We start from the raw sequence: 14521 nt of genomic DNA on the forward strand, positions 1-14521 counted from the left end.
GCCCGCGTCAGGGCCATGTATCGTCGCTAAACGGACAACAACGTTACATGACGCAACACTACGCCCCCGGCCGGAAATGACTCGGCGGATAACCCAGCGACCGACGAAACATCGCACTGAACGCACTCGGGCTCTGATACCCATGCTCCAGCGCCACCTCCAGAATCGACACGCCCTGGGCCAGCAGCTTCAAACTCAAGGCCAGCCGGGCACGCTTGCGCCATTCGCCGAAGCTCATGCCCAACTCCCGCTGGAACACCCGGCTCAGGGTACGGGCGCTCATGTTCAGGCTGTCGGCCCAGGATTCCAGGCTGCTGTCGTCAGAGGGGTTGCGGATGAAATGCGTGCACAGCCGGGCCAGCCGCGCCTCGCCGGGTACCGGCACGTGCATCGCCACCACCGGAGCGGCCAGTAATTCCATGCGGATCAACTCGACCATGGCTTGCAACCGCGGGCTGTTATGCCCGGCGATCAGGGTGGCGGCAACGATCAGTTCCCGCAGCAACGCCGACACCTCGATCACCTGGCAGGTGCGCCCCAGCCCCGGCTCGGCCTCGGGCATCAGGAACAGCGTGCGCATGTGCACCTCGCCGGCCATGCGGATTTCGTGCGGGGTGCCGGCAGGCACCCACAGCGCATGCCCGGACGGCACCAGCCAACTGCCCTGGGCGGTGCTGACCACCATCACCCCGGACACCCCGTGGATCAGTTGCGCCTGGGCGTGGCAATGGGGATGCACCACGTCGTCGTTGCGGTAGTTGTCGGCATAGGCTTCAAGCCACGGGCGGGGTTGGCTGTTCATCGGCTCAGGTCTCGCGTCAATCAGGCATTGATTCTAGCGAAAATCCCCGTGGCGAAAACGATAGATATAGACAGCCATCGTCGCATTCCAGACAGCCGGTGAACTTGTGAGCCGCCCCGTCAGTCAGCTAATGGGGCACTCTGAAAAAGGTTGGGTGGGCGATGCGTATTTCGTTGGAGCAACAAGTGGCGCTGGTGACGGGCGCCAGTTCCGGGATCGGCGCGGGGGCAGCCAAGGCCCTGGCAGAGGCCGGTGCCGCCGTGGTGCTGAACTACAACGCCCAGGCCGCGCCGGCTGAAGCCTTGGCGGCGCAGATCAATGCCAACGGCGGCCGGGCGATTGCGATTGGCGCCGATGTGTCGAAAGAAGCCGATGTGGAGCGGCTGTTTGCGCAAACCCTTGAGGCGTTCGGGCACCTGGACATTCTGGTGGCCAACTCGGGCATGCAAAAAGATGCCGCCGCCGTCGACATGACCCTCGACGACTGGAACGCCGTGATCGGCGTCAACCTCACCGGCCAGTTCCTGTGCGCCCGTGCGGCCCTGCGAATCTTCAACCGCCAGGGCATCCGCGAAGGAGTGTCCCGGGCCGCCGGAAAAATCATCCACATGAGCTCGGTGCACCAGGTGATTCCCTGGGCCGGGCACGTGAATTACGCCGCGTCCAAGGGCGGCGTTGAAATGCTGATGCGCACCCTGGCCCAGGAAGTCAGCCAGCAGCGCATCCGCATCAACGGCGTTGCACCCGGCGCGATTCGCACCGCGATCAACCGTGCCGCCACCGAAGGCGCGGCCGAGGTCGAACTGCTCAAATTGATTCCCTATGGCCGCGTGGGTGACGTCGAAGACGTGGCCAATGCGGTGGTGTGGCTGGCCAGTGACGCCTCCGACTACGTGGTGGGCAGCACCTTGTTTATTGACGGCGGCATGAGCCTTTATCCGGAGTTTCGTGGCAATGGTTGATTTGAAAAACGAACCACAAAGTGCAATCGATGCCCACGGCATCATTGGCGACATGCGCAGTGCGGCGCTGGTCAACGACAAGGGCAGCATCGACTTTTTCTGCTGGCCGGAATTCGACAGCCCCTCGATCTTTTGCTCATTGCTCGACTCCCCCGCCGCCGGGATTTTCCAGCTCACGCCGGACCTGCCCGACGCCCGCCGCGAGCAGATCTACCTGCCGGACACCAACGTGCTGCAAACCCGCTGGTTGAGCAATGACGCGGTGGTGGAAGTCACCGACTTCCTGACCATCAGCGAAGAAGCCGACGACCTGCCCATCCTGATCCGTCGGGTGCGGGTAGTCAGCGGCAAGGCGACCATTCACCTGCGCTGCGCGGTTCGCCATGACTATGCCCGCGCGCCCACCCGCGCCACGCTGGATGACGCCGACGTGTGCTTTGAGGCAGCAGGCCAACCGGGCCTGCGCCTGACCGGCAGCCACGCCATGCAGCTGGAAGGCGACGCCGCTGTGGCGACCTTTGACCTGGGCCACGAAGAAGGCGCCGAATTTGTCCTCGGCGGCGTGGACGATGCCCGGGTCAAAAGCGACTGCACCGACCTGTGCCTGGAACGCACCCTGAAATTCTGGCGCGCCTGGATCGCCCAGTCCAACTACCGTGGGCGCTGGCGCGAGATGGTCAATCGCTCGGCCCTGGCCCTGAAGCTTCTGACCTCGCGCAAACACGGCGCCATCCTTGCCGCCGCCACCTTCGGCCTGCCGGAAACCCCCGGCGGCGAGCGCAATTGGGACTACCGCTACACCTGGATCCGCGACGCCTCGTTTACCGTCTACGCCTTTATGCGCCTGGGGTTTATCGAGGAAGCCAACGGCTACATGCGCTGGCTGAAAGGCCGCGTCGGTGACTGCAGTGATCAGCCGATGAAAATCAACATCCTGTATGGCATCGATGGCCGCCAGGAACTGCCGGAAACCGAGCTGAGCCACCTCAGCGGCCACGGCGGCGCGCAACCGGTGCGCATCGGCAACGAAGCCTACGACCAGGTGCAGCTGGATATCTATGGCGAGCTGATGGACGCGGTGTACCTGGTCAACAAATACGGCGAAGCCATTTCCCACGAGGGCTGGAAACACACCGTGGAAGTGGCCGATCAGGTCTGCGAAACCTGGAACCACAAAGACGTCGGTATCTGGGAAATGCGCGGCGAGCAGCATCACTTCCTGCATTCGCGGCTGATGTGCTGGGTGGCCCTGGACCGGGCGATCCGCCTGGCGTCCAAGCGCTCTCTGCCAGCGCCGTTTGCGTGCTGGGACCAGACGCGCCAGGCGATCTACGCAGACATCTGGAGCAACTTCTGGAACGAAGAACGCGGGCATTTTGTGCAGCATATCGGCAGCACCGCGCTGGATGGCTCGATGCTGTTGATGCCACTGGTGCGCTTTGTGGCGGCGACGGACCCGCGCTGGTTGTCGACACTGAAAGCGATCGAGAAAAGCCTGGTGCGCGACGGCATGGTGTACCGCTACCGCAACGACGACAGCCAGATTGACGGCTTGCAAGGCACCGAAGGCGCATTTGCCGCGTGTTCGTTCTGGTACGTGGAATGCCTGGCGCGGGCCGGGCAAGTGGAAAAGGCCCACCTGGAGTTTGAGCAGCTGCTGCGCTATGCCAATCCGTTGGGGTTGTATGCCGAAGAGTTTGATAACCAGGCACGGCATTTGGGGAATACACCACAGGCGTTGAGCCATTTGGCGTTGATCAGCGCGGCGACATTCCTGGACCGGAAGTTGAGCGGGGTGAAGACGGTTTGGCAGCCGTGATCCGTTGAGGGCACAATGCATGGCCTTCCTTCTGCTGCCAGGAATGCCATGCGCCAGGTCCTGTTGATCATCGACGTACAACCCTCCTTCGCTCCACCCGACTGGCTGGTGGACGGCATCAACGCCCTGCTGGGCCGCATGCCGTCAGTGGCCACCGTCGAGCGCCACGACGAAAGCATCACCCCGTTCGCCCGCCAACTCGGCTGGCAGCCAGCGCCCGACGACAACAGCCTGATTGCCGCCGACCATGTCTTCATCAAACACGGCTACGCCCCCACGCCTGAAACCATCAGCCACCTGAAAAGCCTCGCGCCGGAGCGGGTACTGGTGTGCGGCATCCAGACCGACACCTGCGTACTGGCGGCCGGGTTTGCGTTGTTTGATGCGGGCTTGCAGCCCACGCTGATCAGCGACTTGACCGTGGGCTCATCGCTGGATCGCTCGGGGAAACTGGGGGCGGACTTGTGGCGGCATCACTTCAAACACATCGTCACCCGCGCAGAAATTTGACCCGCCCCCCACTGTGGCGAGGGAGCTTGCTCCCGCTGGGGCGCGTAGCGGCCCCAAAAAGCTCACCGCAACCTCCCAGAAAGCACACAGTTAACAAAGCGGTCTGCTGCGCAGCCCAACGGGAGCAAGCTCCCTCGCCACAGGTATTTGGCAAAAATCACTAGATATGTGTATATCAGCTCCACTGTTTACCGCACCGCCAAATATTCAAGGAAGGAATATGACCCAGCGCATACGACAAAGCATCAACGTGCCCCCTCGGCCCATCCTGAGTTGGAGCGAGACGTGGGAAAGCAGCGACAAAGGCTTAATCCAATGCTGGGAGGTGGGGCGAGCGTTGGCGACAAAACGCCCAGACCTTTCGCAAGCATGCCTGGCTGGCGAGCTGCCTTCACTTGGGTGGAAAGGAGGCGTCAGCCGAAGCCTGAAAAAGCTGGAAAAGTTCGGCTCACTCAACTATCTGGCACAGTGGCAAGGTCTTCGTGGTGAAAGTCTTGACATCGACCCAACGGTAGAAACAGTGATGACCTGTTCACGCACCCACATGATCGTGACCTTCACGCCAGACAAGACAAAGTATTTTAATCAGGCCACTGAAACCGAAGAGTAAGGAGCAAGGACGCATGACTGATCTTCATCAGGAATTCGAACGCAGTCACTTCTTCCACAAGGCGCGAATGGATCGACGCTCTGCCGACGCATTACTTGGCGTCACCGCCGGATTGGTCGCCGACGGAAACATCAATCAGTTGGAAGCTGAGTTTCTTAAGAACTGGATAGAAACCCACCTGCTCCAACTGGAGGACCCGGTGGTAAACATTCTTTATCAGCGTCTTGCCAGCATGCTGAGTGACGGCGTTCTGGACGCGGAAGAGTCCACAGAGTTGTTAGAAATGCTGCATCAGTTTTCCGGCGTCTCGGTGGGATCACCTCAACGCCCCTCCTCTGTCACCAGCCTTCCACTGAACAATCCGGCGCCGACACTAGAGTGGCAGGACCGGACGTTTTTGTTTACCGGTGTCATGGCGTATGGGCCGCGCAAGGAATGTGAGTCGCTGGTGGTCGAGCGCGGCGGCCTTATCGGCAACTCGGTCAGCAAGAAGGTTCATTTCCTCGTGGTCGGAAGTGTTGGTAATGAACAGTGGCTGCATAGCTCATATGGCACGAAGATCAAAAAAGCCGTCGAGCTGAGAAATAGCGGCATTCCGATCGCAATCATCAGTGAAACCCATTGGCAGCAGGTACTGTTCGGTTGACTCCTATCATCTCCATCCTGATTCACGTCCCCGACTGGCACACCGCTACCGATTGGTATGCCAAGGCCTTTCCTGGAGCTATCCGAATCTACCACGCGCCCGATGACTTCGGTCATCTGGACGTAGACGGCGTGGCTATTGAAATCGTGAATGCCGACAACAAGGTCGCGAGCGGCGCGGCTGGGTCGGTGGTGTATTGGCGGGTGGCGGACCTGACTCAAGAGGTGCAGCACCTGGTTGCATTGGGCGCCACGTTGTATCGAGGGCCAATGGAAATCGAAGGCGGCGAGTGGATGTGCCAGGTGCGCGACCCATGGGGCAATTGCATCGGCTTGCGCCAAGCCGGTCTAGACAAGTAAAGCAATTGCAGCCTTTCGGATGACGTTCGGTAACTCGTTTGGTCTACAGTTCCACCACCTTCTCTCCACCCTCGGAGCCTCCATGCCCGCCCTCGCCCCATTGCTGCACGTGCGCACGCCCATGCTCGATATCGCTTACGAAGCCCATGGCCCGGAAGGCGGTGAGGTGGTGATTCTGCTGCACGGTTTTCCCTACGACCCGCGCGGCTATGACGAGATCGCTCCGGTGGTCGCCGAGCGTGGCTACCGGGTGCTGGTGCCGTACTTGCGCGGGTATGGCCCGACGCGTTTTATCAATGCCGGGGTGATGCGCTCCGGCCAGCAAGCGGCGCTGGCCAAAGACTTGCTGGATTTCATGGATGCCCTGTCCATCGAGACCGCCACGCTGGTGGGCTATGACTGGGGCGGACGCGCCGCGTGTATCGTCGCGGCACTTTGGCCCGAGCGGGTACGCGGCCTGGTGACGGGCGATGGCTACAACATTCAGGATATTGCCGCGTCGACCCGGCCTCGGGCGCCGGAAAAAGAGCATCGGCTATGGTACCAGTTTTACCTTCACACCCAGCGCGGCGTCGACGGCTTGACCGCCAACCGGCGTGAGTTCTGCCAGTTGCTGTGGGCGCTCTGGTCTCCGTCCTGGGCCGAGGGGCCGAGCCTGTACGGCAACACCGCGCCTTCGTTCGATAACCCGGATTTTGTCGAGGTGGTGGTGCACTCCTACCGTCACCGCTTCATGTACGCACCGGGTGACCCGGCGCTGGAAAGCATCGAACAGGCGCTGGTGCAGCCGCCGCCGATTTCGGTGCCGAGCATCTCGCTGTGCGGCGCCGATGACGGCGTGGGCCCGGCCCCGGCGGAAGATGAAGACCTGGGGCTGTTCAGCGGGTTTTATCGCCGCGAGGTGCTGGCCGGTGTGGGCCACAACATTCCCCAGGAGGCGCCCCGGGCGACCCTTGAGGCGATCTTCGAACTGCTGGCGCTCAGTCCCCGGCCGGGATCCTGAAGCTGAACACACTGCCCTGCCCCACCACGCTTTCAGCCCACAGGCTGCCGCCGTGGGCTTCGATAATGCCGTGGGAAATGTACAGCCCCAAGCCGCTGCCGGTGGGGTTGCCTTCGCGGGAGGTCCAGTAACGATCGAAGATATACGGCAGTTGCGCCGGGTCGATGCCCACGCCGTTGTCGCACACGCGAAATAACACCTCGTCCCCCGCCGGCTCGGCAATCACCTCGATCACCCCGCCCACCGGGGTGAACTTCAAGGCGTTACCCAGCAAGTTGGAAAACACCTGGAACAAACGCTCCGGGTCGGCCTGCACACACAACGCCGCAGCAGAACGCCACGTGAGGTCAACGCCCTTGGCGGCTCCCAGCGGCTGCCACATCGAGCAGATTTGCTCCAGGGTCGCCGCCACATCGAGCGGTTGCAGGGAAACGCTGTAGCGCCCGGCCTCGATGCGCGAGATATCGAGCAAGTCTTCCAGCAAGGTGTTCATGCGTGAAGTGGCGTTCTGCATGGTTTCAATCGCGGTGGAAAGGCGCCGGCTCGCCTTGTTGTCGTCGGCAGGCAACATGCTGCGCATCATGCCGCATTGCATCAGCAGGATGGTCAGCGGGCTGCGCAGGTCATGGGAGACCACCGCCACCAGTTCATCACGCGCCCGTACGGCTTCGTGCTCGCGCTGGACCTGCCGCGCAAGGTCGTGTTCCAGGGCATTGCGCCGCAGGTTTTCCACCGCCTGCAATTGCGAGAGTGTCCAATACAGCGCCTTGCCGTCGACCTGCTGCTTCCACAGTTCAAACGACAGGCGCGGGCTCAGGGACGTGGCGCCGGGCTCCTGATGTTTGACCGGCTGGCCGCTCCACTCCACCGTGGACTGAACCTCTGGACGAAACCACATCACCGCGTTGTCCACCGGCTTGGGCAGGCAGAACGCCAACAGGCCACTGGCATGAGCCTGATAGGCCGCCGCCGGGGGAAAGTCCACGGACAACTGATGGCTATGCACCACGCCTTTGCCCTGCTCGCGCACCCACCGGTACAACCCGTGGATTTCAGCGCGGGTGGGGCAAACACCGAACACGTGCAGGCGCCCTTCCACCAGAATTGCCAGGCCACCGGCATCGGTCAGGTTCAGCAGTGTTTGCGCACAGGGCAACAGGCTTTCCATCACGTCGCACTGGTCGGCCGTCATGGCGGCCACCAACTCTTCGACCATGGCGGCCTTGTCGAGCTGGTGGCGGCGCTCCTGCCGCTCCTGAAGCAAGGTGATCTGCATCGACAACAACTGGCCGATGCTGGTGCACGCCGTGCGCAGTTCATGGGGCACGCGCAACGGCTCGCGATGGCCACAGGTGATCAGGCCCCAGAGCTGGTCGTCCTTGAGCAGCGAAATGCTCATGGAGGACCGCACGCCCATGTTCTTCAAATAGTGGCAGTGCACCGGGGACACGCTGCGCAACACGGCGAAGCTGAGGTCCAGGGGCGCGCCGGTATCGGGGCGCAGGGCCGGCAGGATCGGCACCGGTTGATATTGGGCGTCGGGAATCACCCGGACCCAGTTCAGGCGATACAACTCGCGGGCCTGGGGCGGGATGTCCGAGGCGGGAAAACACAACCCCAGGTACGGCTGCATGCCGTCGCTGAGGGCTTCGCCGATGACCTTGCCGTGACCTTCCTGCTCGAAACGGTACAAGGTGACCCGGTCGTAACCGGTCAGGGCGCGAATCTCGGTGACGCTGGTCTGGTACAACCCGTCAAGCGTCTTGGCCGACTGCAAGCGGCGCAGGGTGCGGCCGAGCTGGCCGACGGCGCTGTGCTGAACCGTCATGGCGCGCTCCAGTTCGAGCACCAGCAGGCCCTGATGACGATGCAGCAGGATGTCGTAGGCGTAGCCCTCCAGCGTCAGTTGATGCAACTCGTCTTCGTCGGCGTCCAGGTCTGCCAAGGCCTGAATGACCTTTGCCGCCGCCTTGCTGCCCAGCACACTGGCCAAGGCCTGGCCCGACACGCGCTCTGCGTCCAGGCCCAAGGCGACGCTCAGGTTGCTACTGGCCTGCAGCACCTCTAACGCCGGCTCGCTCAACGTCAACAGCAGCCCGTGGGGCTGGATCGAGCCGGGAATGTGGATGGGTTCACTGGCGCAATCGTCCAGCGGCGTATCGACCGTAGTCATCGCAGCACCCCGCAGCGTTCCAGCCACTGCTCGAAACACACAAAGGTCGACTCGGCGACGTTCACCGCCGCCAGGCGTTTGGCCGCAGCCTGCAGTGGGGAAAGGCACACAAGGAAGCGTTGCCACAGCGCACTGGTCTCAGCACCGTACACATTCATGAACGCGCCGCCGTTGACGGAGCCGACACCAATTTTGATCTCGATCAGGTTGCGCAACACCTGGCCACCGAGGGTGGCGCCTTCCAGCACATACAGGGCGCCGAGGGCCTGGGCCACGTTCGTGATGGCCGGCAACTCGGAGCAAAGAGGCAAGGCGTCGATTTGCGGGTCACTCAGGCCCAGCGCCAGCAAATCTGCCTGCAAATACGGGGTTTTGCTGCGCCGTCCCCATTCCAGCTCGGGAATGATTTCGCCCCAGGGTGCCAGCGCTCGCTCCAGCGGTTGGTAGAAGCCGTAGTAGGCGCTCATCAGCTCGCGGTAGAGCGCCAGGTCCATGCGGGAAAAAGGCAGCCGGGTATCGAGGCGTCGATGCAGGGCAGCGGTCGCCGCGCGCAATTCAACAAGGACAGGAGGTGGTGAATTCATAAGCAGTGCGCACGCCGGAAGGGTCGAAACCGCGACGTAGAGGCCTGGGATCAAGTCACTGCGCAATGGACTGTGGGTAACATAGCACCTTGATACAAAAACATTCCTATTCGTTCATTTTCGATCAGTTCTAACAAGGCGAGGAAAAGCGCTCGCGGTAGGCCTGGGGCGTGATCGACACCGCCCGCAGGAAGCTGCGGCGCATGGTTTCTTCGCAACCAAAACCACAGTGCACGGCAATGCGCTTGATCGACGCGCTGCTGTCCGCCAGTTGCCGGCGGGCGGTTTCCACGCGTATCAGCTCGACGGCCCGCGCAGGCGTCTGGCCGGTTTCGGCGCGGTAGTGGCGCACAAAACTGCGCTCGCTCATGCCCGCCTGGGCAGCCAGCGTGGCGATGTTCAAGTCCAGGGTCAGGTGTTCGGCGATCCAGGCGTGCAGCTCAGCAAAACGGCTACCGCCCTTTTGCAGGGACAACGTCACGCTGAATTGCGATTGCCCGCCGGGCCGCTTGAGAAACACCACCAGGTGCCGCGCCACTTCCAGGGCCACCGCGCGGCCCAGGTCCTCTTCCACCAGCGCCAGGCACAGGTCGATGCCGGCAGTCACACCAGCGGAGGTCCACAGGTTGCCCTGCTGGATGAAAATCGGATTGGCCTCCACCGTCAGGTGCGGGTATTTGCGCGCCAGTTCTTCGCAACGGGTCCAGTGGGTCACCACGCGGCAGCCGTCCAGCAGACCGCTGGCCGCCAGCAGAAACGCGCCGGTGCACACCGAGGTCATGCGCCGCGACTGTGCGGCTTTTTGCCGAACCCAGTCCACCAGGGCCGGGTCTTCGGCGGCACCGTACACGCCCCAACCGCCGGCGATCACCAGCGTGTCGCAGGGCGCGTCGGCGGCCGGCAACGGCTCGGCCACCAGCGCCAGGCCCGCCGAGGTCATCACCGGCTCCGATTGCGCGGCGATCACGCTCACCGCATAGGGCACCGGCAATCCCCGCTGGCGCGCCAGGTCATTGGCCGAGGCAAACACCTGCAAGGGCCCGGTGACGTCGAGCACTTGAACATTGGGAAACGCGAGCACGTTGATGATTCTGGGCATGATTGGCGTAATTCGTGGGTTCAATGGCGTATTCGCCAAAGCCTAGGTGACTAGAGTGAAGCCGTCCATCCCTTTATCAGGCGTATTCCCCATGACTCTACAGATCGGCTTTTTGTTGTTCCCCGGCATCCAGCAACTGGACCTCACCGGGCCCTACGACGTATTGGGATCGCTGCCGGATGTGAAGCTGCATCTGGTCTGGAAGGACCTGGCGCCGGTCACCTCCAGCACCGGCCTGGTGTTCAGCCCGAGCACCACCTTTGAGCAATGCCCAACGCTGGATGTGATCTGCGTACCCGGCGGCTCGGGTGTCGGCGCGTTGATGGAAGATGAGCAAACCCTGGCGTTTCTCAAGGCCCAATCGCACACCGCGCGTTACGTGACGTCGGTGTGCACCGGCTCCCTGGTGCTGGGTGCGGCGGGCTTGCTGCGCGGGCGGCGGGCGACCACCCACTGGGCCTACCACGACCTGCTCGCCCCGCTCGGCGCGATCCCGGTGCAGGAACGCGTGGTGCGTGACGGCAACCTGTTGACCGGTGGCGGGATCACCGCCGGGATCGACTTTGCCCTGACCCTGGCGGCCGAGTTGTACAGCGAGGCGGCGGCGCAACTGGTGCAGTTGCAGATTGAATACGCCCCGGCCCCGCCGTTCAATGCAGGCCGGCCGGAAAGCGCCCCGCCCCACGTGCTGGAAGAAGCCCGCAAACGCACCGCCGAGTCGCGCAAGACCCGGGGTGAAATCGTGGCACGGGCGGCGGCGCGGTTGGGTTAAGCGCTCGCGTGCCCGTGGCGGTCGGCGGGCACCAGATGCCCGATCGTGCCGTCGCCATACGCCCGTTCCACCTTGGAAATCACCACGTGATAACCGCCGTACCAGCGGCGGTACAGGCGCTTGGCTTCCAGGTGGGTCGGGTGGCTGGCAAAGGCGCGGATTGACGCTTCATCGCGCCAGTAATAACTGGCGTTGATCAACCGGCCATCCGCCGAGCGCCACGACTCGGCCCCCACATATCCCGGCAGCCTTGCCGCCAGTGCGTCGATCAAATCCGTGAGGCGCTGGAACTCATCATCCCGTTCACCGGGCTTGTAGATAAAAGCTGCGATGTACATGCGTAACGTCCTTTTATGAGTGGTGTTTCACGTCGGGCGAGCCATCAGCGCCAACCGCACGGCCAGTACCATCAGCACAGTCGCCAGGCCCCATTTCTGTATGCCTGAGCTACCCGATTTGCCGGCAAAAAACCGGCTCACCGCCCCGCCAAAAATCCCCAGCACGGCATGAAATACACCACTGATCAGCGTCAGGATTATCCCCAGCACTACCAATTGCAGCGCGATGGGCCCGGCTTCAGTGCTGACGAACTGCGGCAGGAACACCATGAAAAACAGCAACGCCTTGGGGTTGAGCAGACTGTTGAGCATCGCCCGTACAAACACCCGGCCCAGGGGTACGCGGGTGACGTGGGCGGTGTCCAGGTCCGGTGTTTTTTGCAGGGTCTTGAACACCAGCCACAGCAGGTACACCACCCCGGCGTAGCGAATCAGGTCGAAGGCTGGCGGCCAACTGGCGACCAGTGCTGTCACCCCGGTTGCAGTGAGTGCCGTGAGCAGCAGGTCCGCCACGCTGATGCCCAACCCCGAGGCCACCCCGCCACGCCAGCCATAGCTCACGCCGTGGCTAATGACGAAGGCCATGTTGGGGCCCGGGGATAACAACAGCAGTAGAACTGCGCCAGAGAAAACAGCCAGGGTTGCGAGGTCGATCATGCTCAAGCCATCCGCCGGGAAAGCCTGTAGATTAATCAGCTCACCTGATACAAACAAAAAATTGATCTAGATACGCTTTGCACGGGAACACGCCATGGCTCAGGTCCGCTACAAACTGATCGTTGATGAACTGGCTACGCGGATTCGCGCCGGAAAATTGCCGCCGGGCACTCAGTTACCCACCGTTCGCAACCTGATGAATAGCCATCGCATCGCCCTGGCCACGGCGTTACGTGTGTACAGCGAACTGGAGGCCTGCGGCCTGGTGGTGGGTGAACCGGGCCGCGGCACTTTTGTGCGCGACACCACGTTGCTGCGGGGCATGGGCCTGGTGCAGCAACCGCTGCAACCGGGCACCGTGGACCTGAGCCTCAACTACCCCTCACTGCCCGGTCAGGCCGAGATGCTGCGCGACGGTTTGCGCGCCATTGCCGCCTCGGGAGACCTTGATGCCCTGCTGCATTCCGCTCCGCAAGGTGGCCGCGCCCATGAACGGCAGGCAGCGGCGCGGCACCTGCGCAATCGGCAGATTCAAGTGGGTGGCGAGCAGGTGCTGATCGTCAATGGTGCGCAACAAGGCCTCGCCGTCAGCCTGATGGCGCTGCTGCTACCGGGGGATGTGCTGGCGGTGGACGCGCTGACCTATCCCGGCCTGAAAACCCTGGCCCAGTCCCAGCGCATAGACCTGGAGCCGCTGCCGCAACCGGCTGGCCATACGGATCTGGATGCGCTGGAGGCCCTGTGCAAACGGCGCCCGGTGCGGGCGTTTTATTGCATGCCCACGTTGCACAATCCGCTGGGCACGGTGATGGGTGAAGCTGACCGCGAACGCCTTGCAGCGTTGGCTGAACGCTACGATTTTCTACTGATCGAAGACGGCGCCTACGCCTTTCTGGCCGAACCCGCGCCCAAGCCGTTGTTCACCCATGCGCCGTTGCGAACGGTGTATGTGTCCGGCCTTTCGAAGAGCGTGGCGTCGGGGTTGCGGGTGGGGTTTATCGTGGCACCCAACGCGTTGGTGCCGGCGTTGGAGCAAGCCATTCGCGTCTCGACCTGGAGCACGCCGACGCTCACGGTCAACCTGGCGTGCCGCTGGATAGAATCCGGCGCAGTGGATGTGCTGGAAGAACAAAAGCGCAAGGATGCGCGCCAACGTCAGGCGCTGGCCCGGGAGGTCTTGCAGGGTTGCGAGATGATTGCGCATCCGGCGTCGTATTACCTGTGGCTGGTATTGCCCGAAGGCCTGCGGGCGGATGCGGTGGTGGCTGCGCTTGAGGGCCAGGGTGTGCGTGTCACCAGTGCCGAGCCGTTTGCCTGTACGGCGCATGTGCCGCATGCGTTGCGGGTGGCACTGGGGTCGATTGATTTGGCGACATTGCGGGTGGCCTTGGGGAAAATTCGCGAGGCAATTCGGATATGAATAAAGGGCCAGCAGGGTAAATCCCTTTAATTTGCGGGACGTTTCCGAGACAATCTTTCGGCCTTGTGCCTGCCGGAACCGGTGGCTAGTCTTCGCCGCTTCACTGCTCATCAGTGAACGGGTTTAGTCGCCCGGTTCTGAAAAGGCGCATGGTTTCATCATGAGGTTTTATGGTGGCTGTGCGCAGGGCACCTTCGGGTGCGCCGGGTTTTCCTTTTCAGCCGGTCGACTAACCTGCGTACAGCCGCCACCCTACGTTTAGTCGCGAAGGGCGCCGGCTCCTTACCCGAAAAGGAGTTACACCATGAATAAACCCGTCCCCGATCCACCCCTCGACCAGCTTAAAAACCGCGCCGCCTTCAATCGCGCACTTGAACACTACCTGCCGTCCCAGGGTTTCCACACCGTGAACGAAGACCTGAGCTTCGAAGACTCCCTGCTCTACACCGCCAGCCTGCTCAGCAGCGCCTCCGCCACCGCGCTCGACTGCGGCGAACTGCTGCAAAGCCCCGAGCGGGCGAGGTTGTTGGCGGTATGGCATTTGCTGGAAATTGCCAAGACCACCGTCGACCGGTCGATTGAGTGTTTGCACGTGCGCAGGCCGTAAAAACACGCAACGTGACGGTCAGTTTCAAAGGCAACTCCCAAGCCTAGTAGCGCCCCGAGGTGGTGAAGGACCCGCGCCCTCACCACTCGTCGGTTGTCCCCCAAAACCCCCGCATCCTGCCCCCGTCAAAAAAGGTTTTCCTCAGCCGCAGGAAAATTCT

16 protein-coding genes are annotated in these 14521 nt (G+C 62.4%); 10 read left to right on the forward strand and 6 right to left on the reverse strand.

The features are described 5' to 3' along the window. Positions 1–58: 58 nt before the first annotated feature. A complete protein-coding gene (locus JFV30_RS18720; protein ID WP_010166682.1) occupies positions 59–802 on the reverse strand; it encodes an AraC family transcriptional regulator in 744 nt (247 codons plus the stop codon). 161 nt (positions 803–963) lie between these two features. Between JFV30_RS18720 and JFV30_RS18725 the strand changes: the two genes are divergently transcribed. From JFV30_RS18725 to JFV30_RS18755, 7 genes are all read left to right on the forward strand, one after another. Next, positions 964–1764 carry a glucose 1-dehydrogenase gene (locus JFV30_RS18725; protein ID WP_010166680.1) on the forward strand — a complete coding sequence of 267 codons (801 nt, stop codon included), beginning with the start codon at positions 964–966 and terminating at the stop codon, positions 1762–1764. After that, a complete protein-coding gene (locus JFV30_RS18730; RefSeq protein WP_201124882.1) occupies positions 1757–3583 on the forward strand; it encodes a glycoside hydrolase family 15 protein in 1827 nt (608 codons plus the stop codon). The genes JFV30_RS18725 and JFV30_RS18730 overlap by 8 nt, the downstream gene beginning before the upstream one ends. A 48-nt stretch (positions 3584–3631) precedes the next feature. Then, positions 3632–4093, forward strand: a complete 462-nt coding sequence (locus JFV30_RS18735) for a cysteine hydrolase family protein (protein ID WP_201124883.1) — start codon at positions 3632–3634, stop codon at positions 4091–4093. 220 nt (positions 4094–4313) lie between these two features. Continuing rightward, a complete protein-coding gene (locus JFV30_RS18740) occupies positions 4314–4703 on the forward strand; it encodes a hypothetical protein (RefSeq protein ID WP_010166673.1) in 390 nt (129 codons plus the stop codon). Between the two features lie 13 nt (positions 4704–4716). Then, positions 4717–5349, forward strand: coding sequence for a BRCT domain-containing protein (locus tag JFV30_RS18745; RefSeq protein WP_010166671.1), 633 nt, complete (start codon positions 4717–4719; stop codon positions 5347–5349). Beyond that, positions 5346–5708 carry a VOC family protein gene (locus tag JFV30_RS18750; RefSeq protein ID WP_010166670.1) on the forward strand — a complete coding sequence of 121 codons (363 nt, stop codon included), beginning with the start codon at positions 5346–5348 and terminating at the stop codon, positions 5706–5708. Before JFV30_RS18745 ends, JFV30_RS18750 begins: the two co-directional genes overlap by 4 nt. Before the next feature lie 82 nt (positions 5709–5790). Next, a complete protein-coding gene (locus tag JFV30_RS18755) occupies positions 5791–6711 on the forward strand; it encodes an alpha/beta fold hydrolase (protein ID WP_201124885.1) in 921 nt (306 codons plus the stop codon). Here JFV30_RS18755 and JFV30_RS18760 read toward each other — a convergent pair. From JFV30_RS18760 to JFV30_RS18770, 3 genes are all read right to left on the reverse strand, one after another. Further along, positions 6689–8884 (reverse strand): ATP-binding protein, encoded by a 2196-nt coding sequence (locus tag JFV30_RS18760; protein WP_201124886.1) that lies wholly within the window; start codon positions 8882–8884, stop codon positions 6689–6691. The two genes, JFV30_RS18755 and JFV30_RS18760, sit on opposite strands and share 23 nt — an antisense overlap. After that, positions 8881–9468: a biliverdin-producing heme oxygenase gene (locus JFV30_RS18765; RefSeq protein WP_201124887.1), complete on the reverse strand. Its 588-nt coding sequence runs from the start codon at positions 9466–9468 to the stop codon at positions 8881–8883. Before JFV30_RS18765 ends, JFV30_RS18760 begins: the two co-directional genes overlap by 4 nt. Positions 9469–9598: 130 nt before the next feature. Further along, positions 9599–10567, reverse strand: coding sequence for a GlxA family transcriptional regulator (locus tag JFV30_RS18770; protein WP_201124888.1), 969 nt, complete (start codon positions 10565–10567; stop codon positions 9599–9601). Between the two features lie 91 nt (positions 10568–10658). Between JFV30_RS18770 and inhA the strand changes: the two genes are divergently transcribed. Continuing rightward, positions 10659–11339: an isonitrile hydratase gene (gene inhA, locus JFV30_RS18775; protein ID WP_201124889.1), complete on the forward strand. Its 681-nt coding sequence runs from the start codon at positions 10659–10661 to the stop codon at positions 11337–11339. Here inhA and JFV30_RS18780 read toward each other — a convergent pair. Together JFV30_RS18780 and JFV30_RS18785 are read right to left on the reverse strand one after the other, a co-directional pair. Next, complete coding sequence (locus JFV30_RS18780; RefSeq protein WP_201124890.1) at positions 11336–11677, reverse strand: antibiotic biosynthesis monooxygenase family protein; 342 nt, start codon at positions 11675–11677, stop codon at positions 11336–11338. The genes inhA and JFV30_RS18780 overlap by 4 nt on opposite strands. Positions 11678–11704: 27 nt before the next feature. Next, positions 11705–12334 carry a LysE family translocator gene (locus JFV30_RS18785; protein ID WP_201124891.1) on the reverse strand — a complete coding sequence of 210 codons (630 nt, stop codon included), beginning with the start codon at positions 12332–12334 and terminating at the stop codon, positions 11705–11707. A 94-nt stretch (positions 12335–12428) separates the two neighbouring features. Here JFV30_RS18785 and JFV30_RS18790 point away from each other — a divergent pair, with 94 nt between their 5' ends. Then, on the forward strand, positions 12429–13754 hold the full coding sequence (locus JFV30_RS18790; RefSeq protein WP_201124892.1) for an aminotransferase-like domain-containing protein: 1326 nt from the start codon (positions 12429–12431) through the stop codon (positions 13752–13754). A 304-nt stretch (positions 13755–14058) separates the two neighbouring features. Next, complete coding sequence (locus tag JFV30_RS18795; RefSeq protein WP_010166657.1) at positions 14059–14361, forward strand: DUF6124 family protein; 303 nt, start codon at positions 14059–14061, stop codon at positions 14359–14361. The last annotated feature ends 160 nt before the right edge of the window (positions 14362–14521 follow it).

The organism is Pseudomonas sp. TH32 (assembly GCF_016650855.1).
Classification (GTDB): Bacteria; Pseudomonadota; Gammaproteobacteria; order Pseudomonadales; family Pseudomonadaceae; genus Aquipseudomonas.

Excerpts from the sequence above, each read along its gene's own strand:
- JFV30_RS18720 (WP_010166682.1), bottom strand. The coding sequence starts at position 802 with ATGAACAGCCAACCCCGCCCGTGGCTTGAAGCCTATGCCGACAACTAC.
- JFV30_RS18725 (WP_010166680.1), top strand. The coding sequence starts at position 964 with ATGCGTATTTCGTTGGAGCAACAAGTGGCGCTGGTGACGGGCGCCAGT.
- JFV30_RS18730 (WP_201124882.1), top strand. The coding sequence starts at position 1,757 with ATGGTTGATTTGAAAAACGAACCACAAAGTGCAATCGATGCCCACGGC.
- JFV30_RS18735 (WP_201124883.1), top strand. The coding sequence starts at position 3,632 with ATGCGCCAGGTCCTGTTGATCATCGACGTACAACCCTCCTTCGCTCCA.
- JFV30_RS18740 (WP_010166673.1), top strand. The coding sequence starts at position 4,314 with ATGACCCAGCGCATACGACAAAGCATCAACGTGCCCCCTCGGCCCATC.
- JFV30_RS18745 (WP_010166671.1), top strand. The coding sequence starts at position 4,717 with ATGACTGATCTTCATCAGGAATTCGAACGCAGTCACTTCTTCCACAAG.
- JFV30_RS18755 (WP_201124885.1), top strand. The coding sequence starts at position 5,791 with ATGCCCGCCCTCGCCCCATTGCTGCACGTGCGCACGCCCATGCTCGAT.
- JFV30_RS18760 (WP_201124886.1), bottom strand. The coding sequence starts at position 8,884 with ATGACTACGGTCGATACGCCGCTGGACGATTGCGCCAGTGAACCCATC.
- JFV30_RS18765 (WP_201124887.1), bottom strand. The coding sequence starts at position 9,468 with ATGAATTCACCACCTCCTGTCCTTGTTGAATTGCGCGCGGCGACCGCT.
- JFV30_RS18770 (WP_201124888.1), bottom strand. The coding sequence starts at position 10,567 with ATGCCCAGAATCATCAACGTGCTCGCGTTTCCCAATGTTCAAGTGCTC.
- inhA (WP_201124889.1), top strand. The coding sequence starts at position 10,659 with ATGACTCTACAGATCGGCTTTTTGTTGTTCCCCGGCATCCAGCAACTG.
- JFV30_RS18780 (WP_201124890.1), bottom strand. The coding sequence starts at position 11,677 with ATGTACATCGCAGCTTTTATCTACAAGCCCGGTGAACGGGATGATGAG.
- JFV30_RS18785 (WP_201124891.1), bottom strand. The coding sequence starts at position 12,334 with ATGATCGACCTCGCAACCCTGGCTGTTTTCTCTGGCGCAGTTCTACTG.
- JFV30_RS18790 (WP_201124892.1), top strand. The coding sequence starts at position 12,429 with ATGGCTCAGGTCCGCTACAAACTGATCGTTGATGAACTGGCTACGCGG.
- JFV30_RS18795 (WP_010166657.1), top strand. The coding sequence starts at position 14,059 with ATGAATAAACCCGTCCCCGATCCACCCCTCGACCAGCTTAAAAACCGC.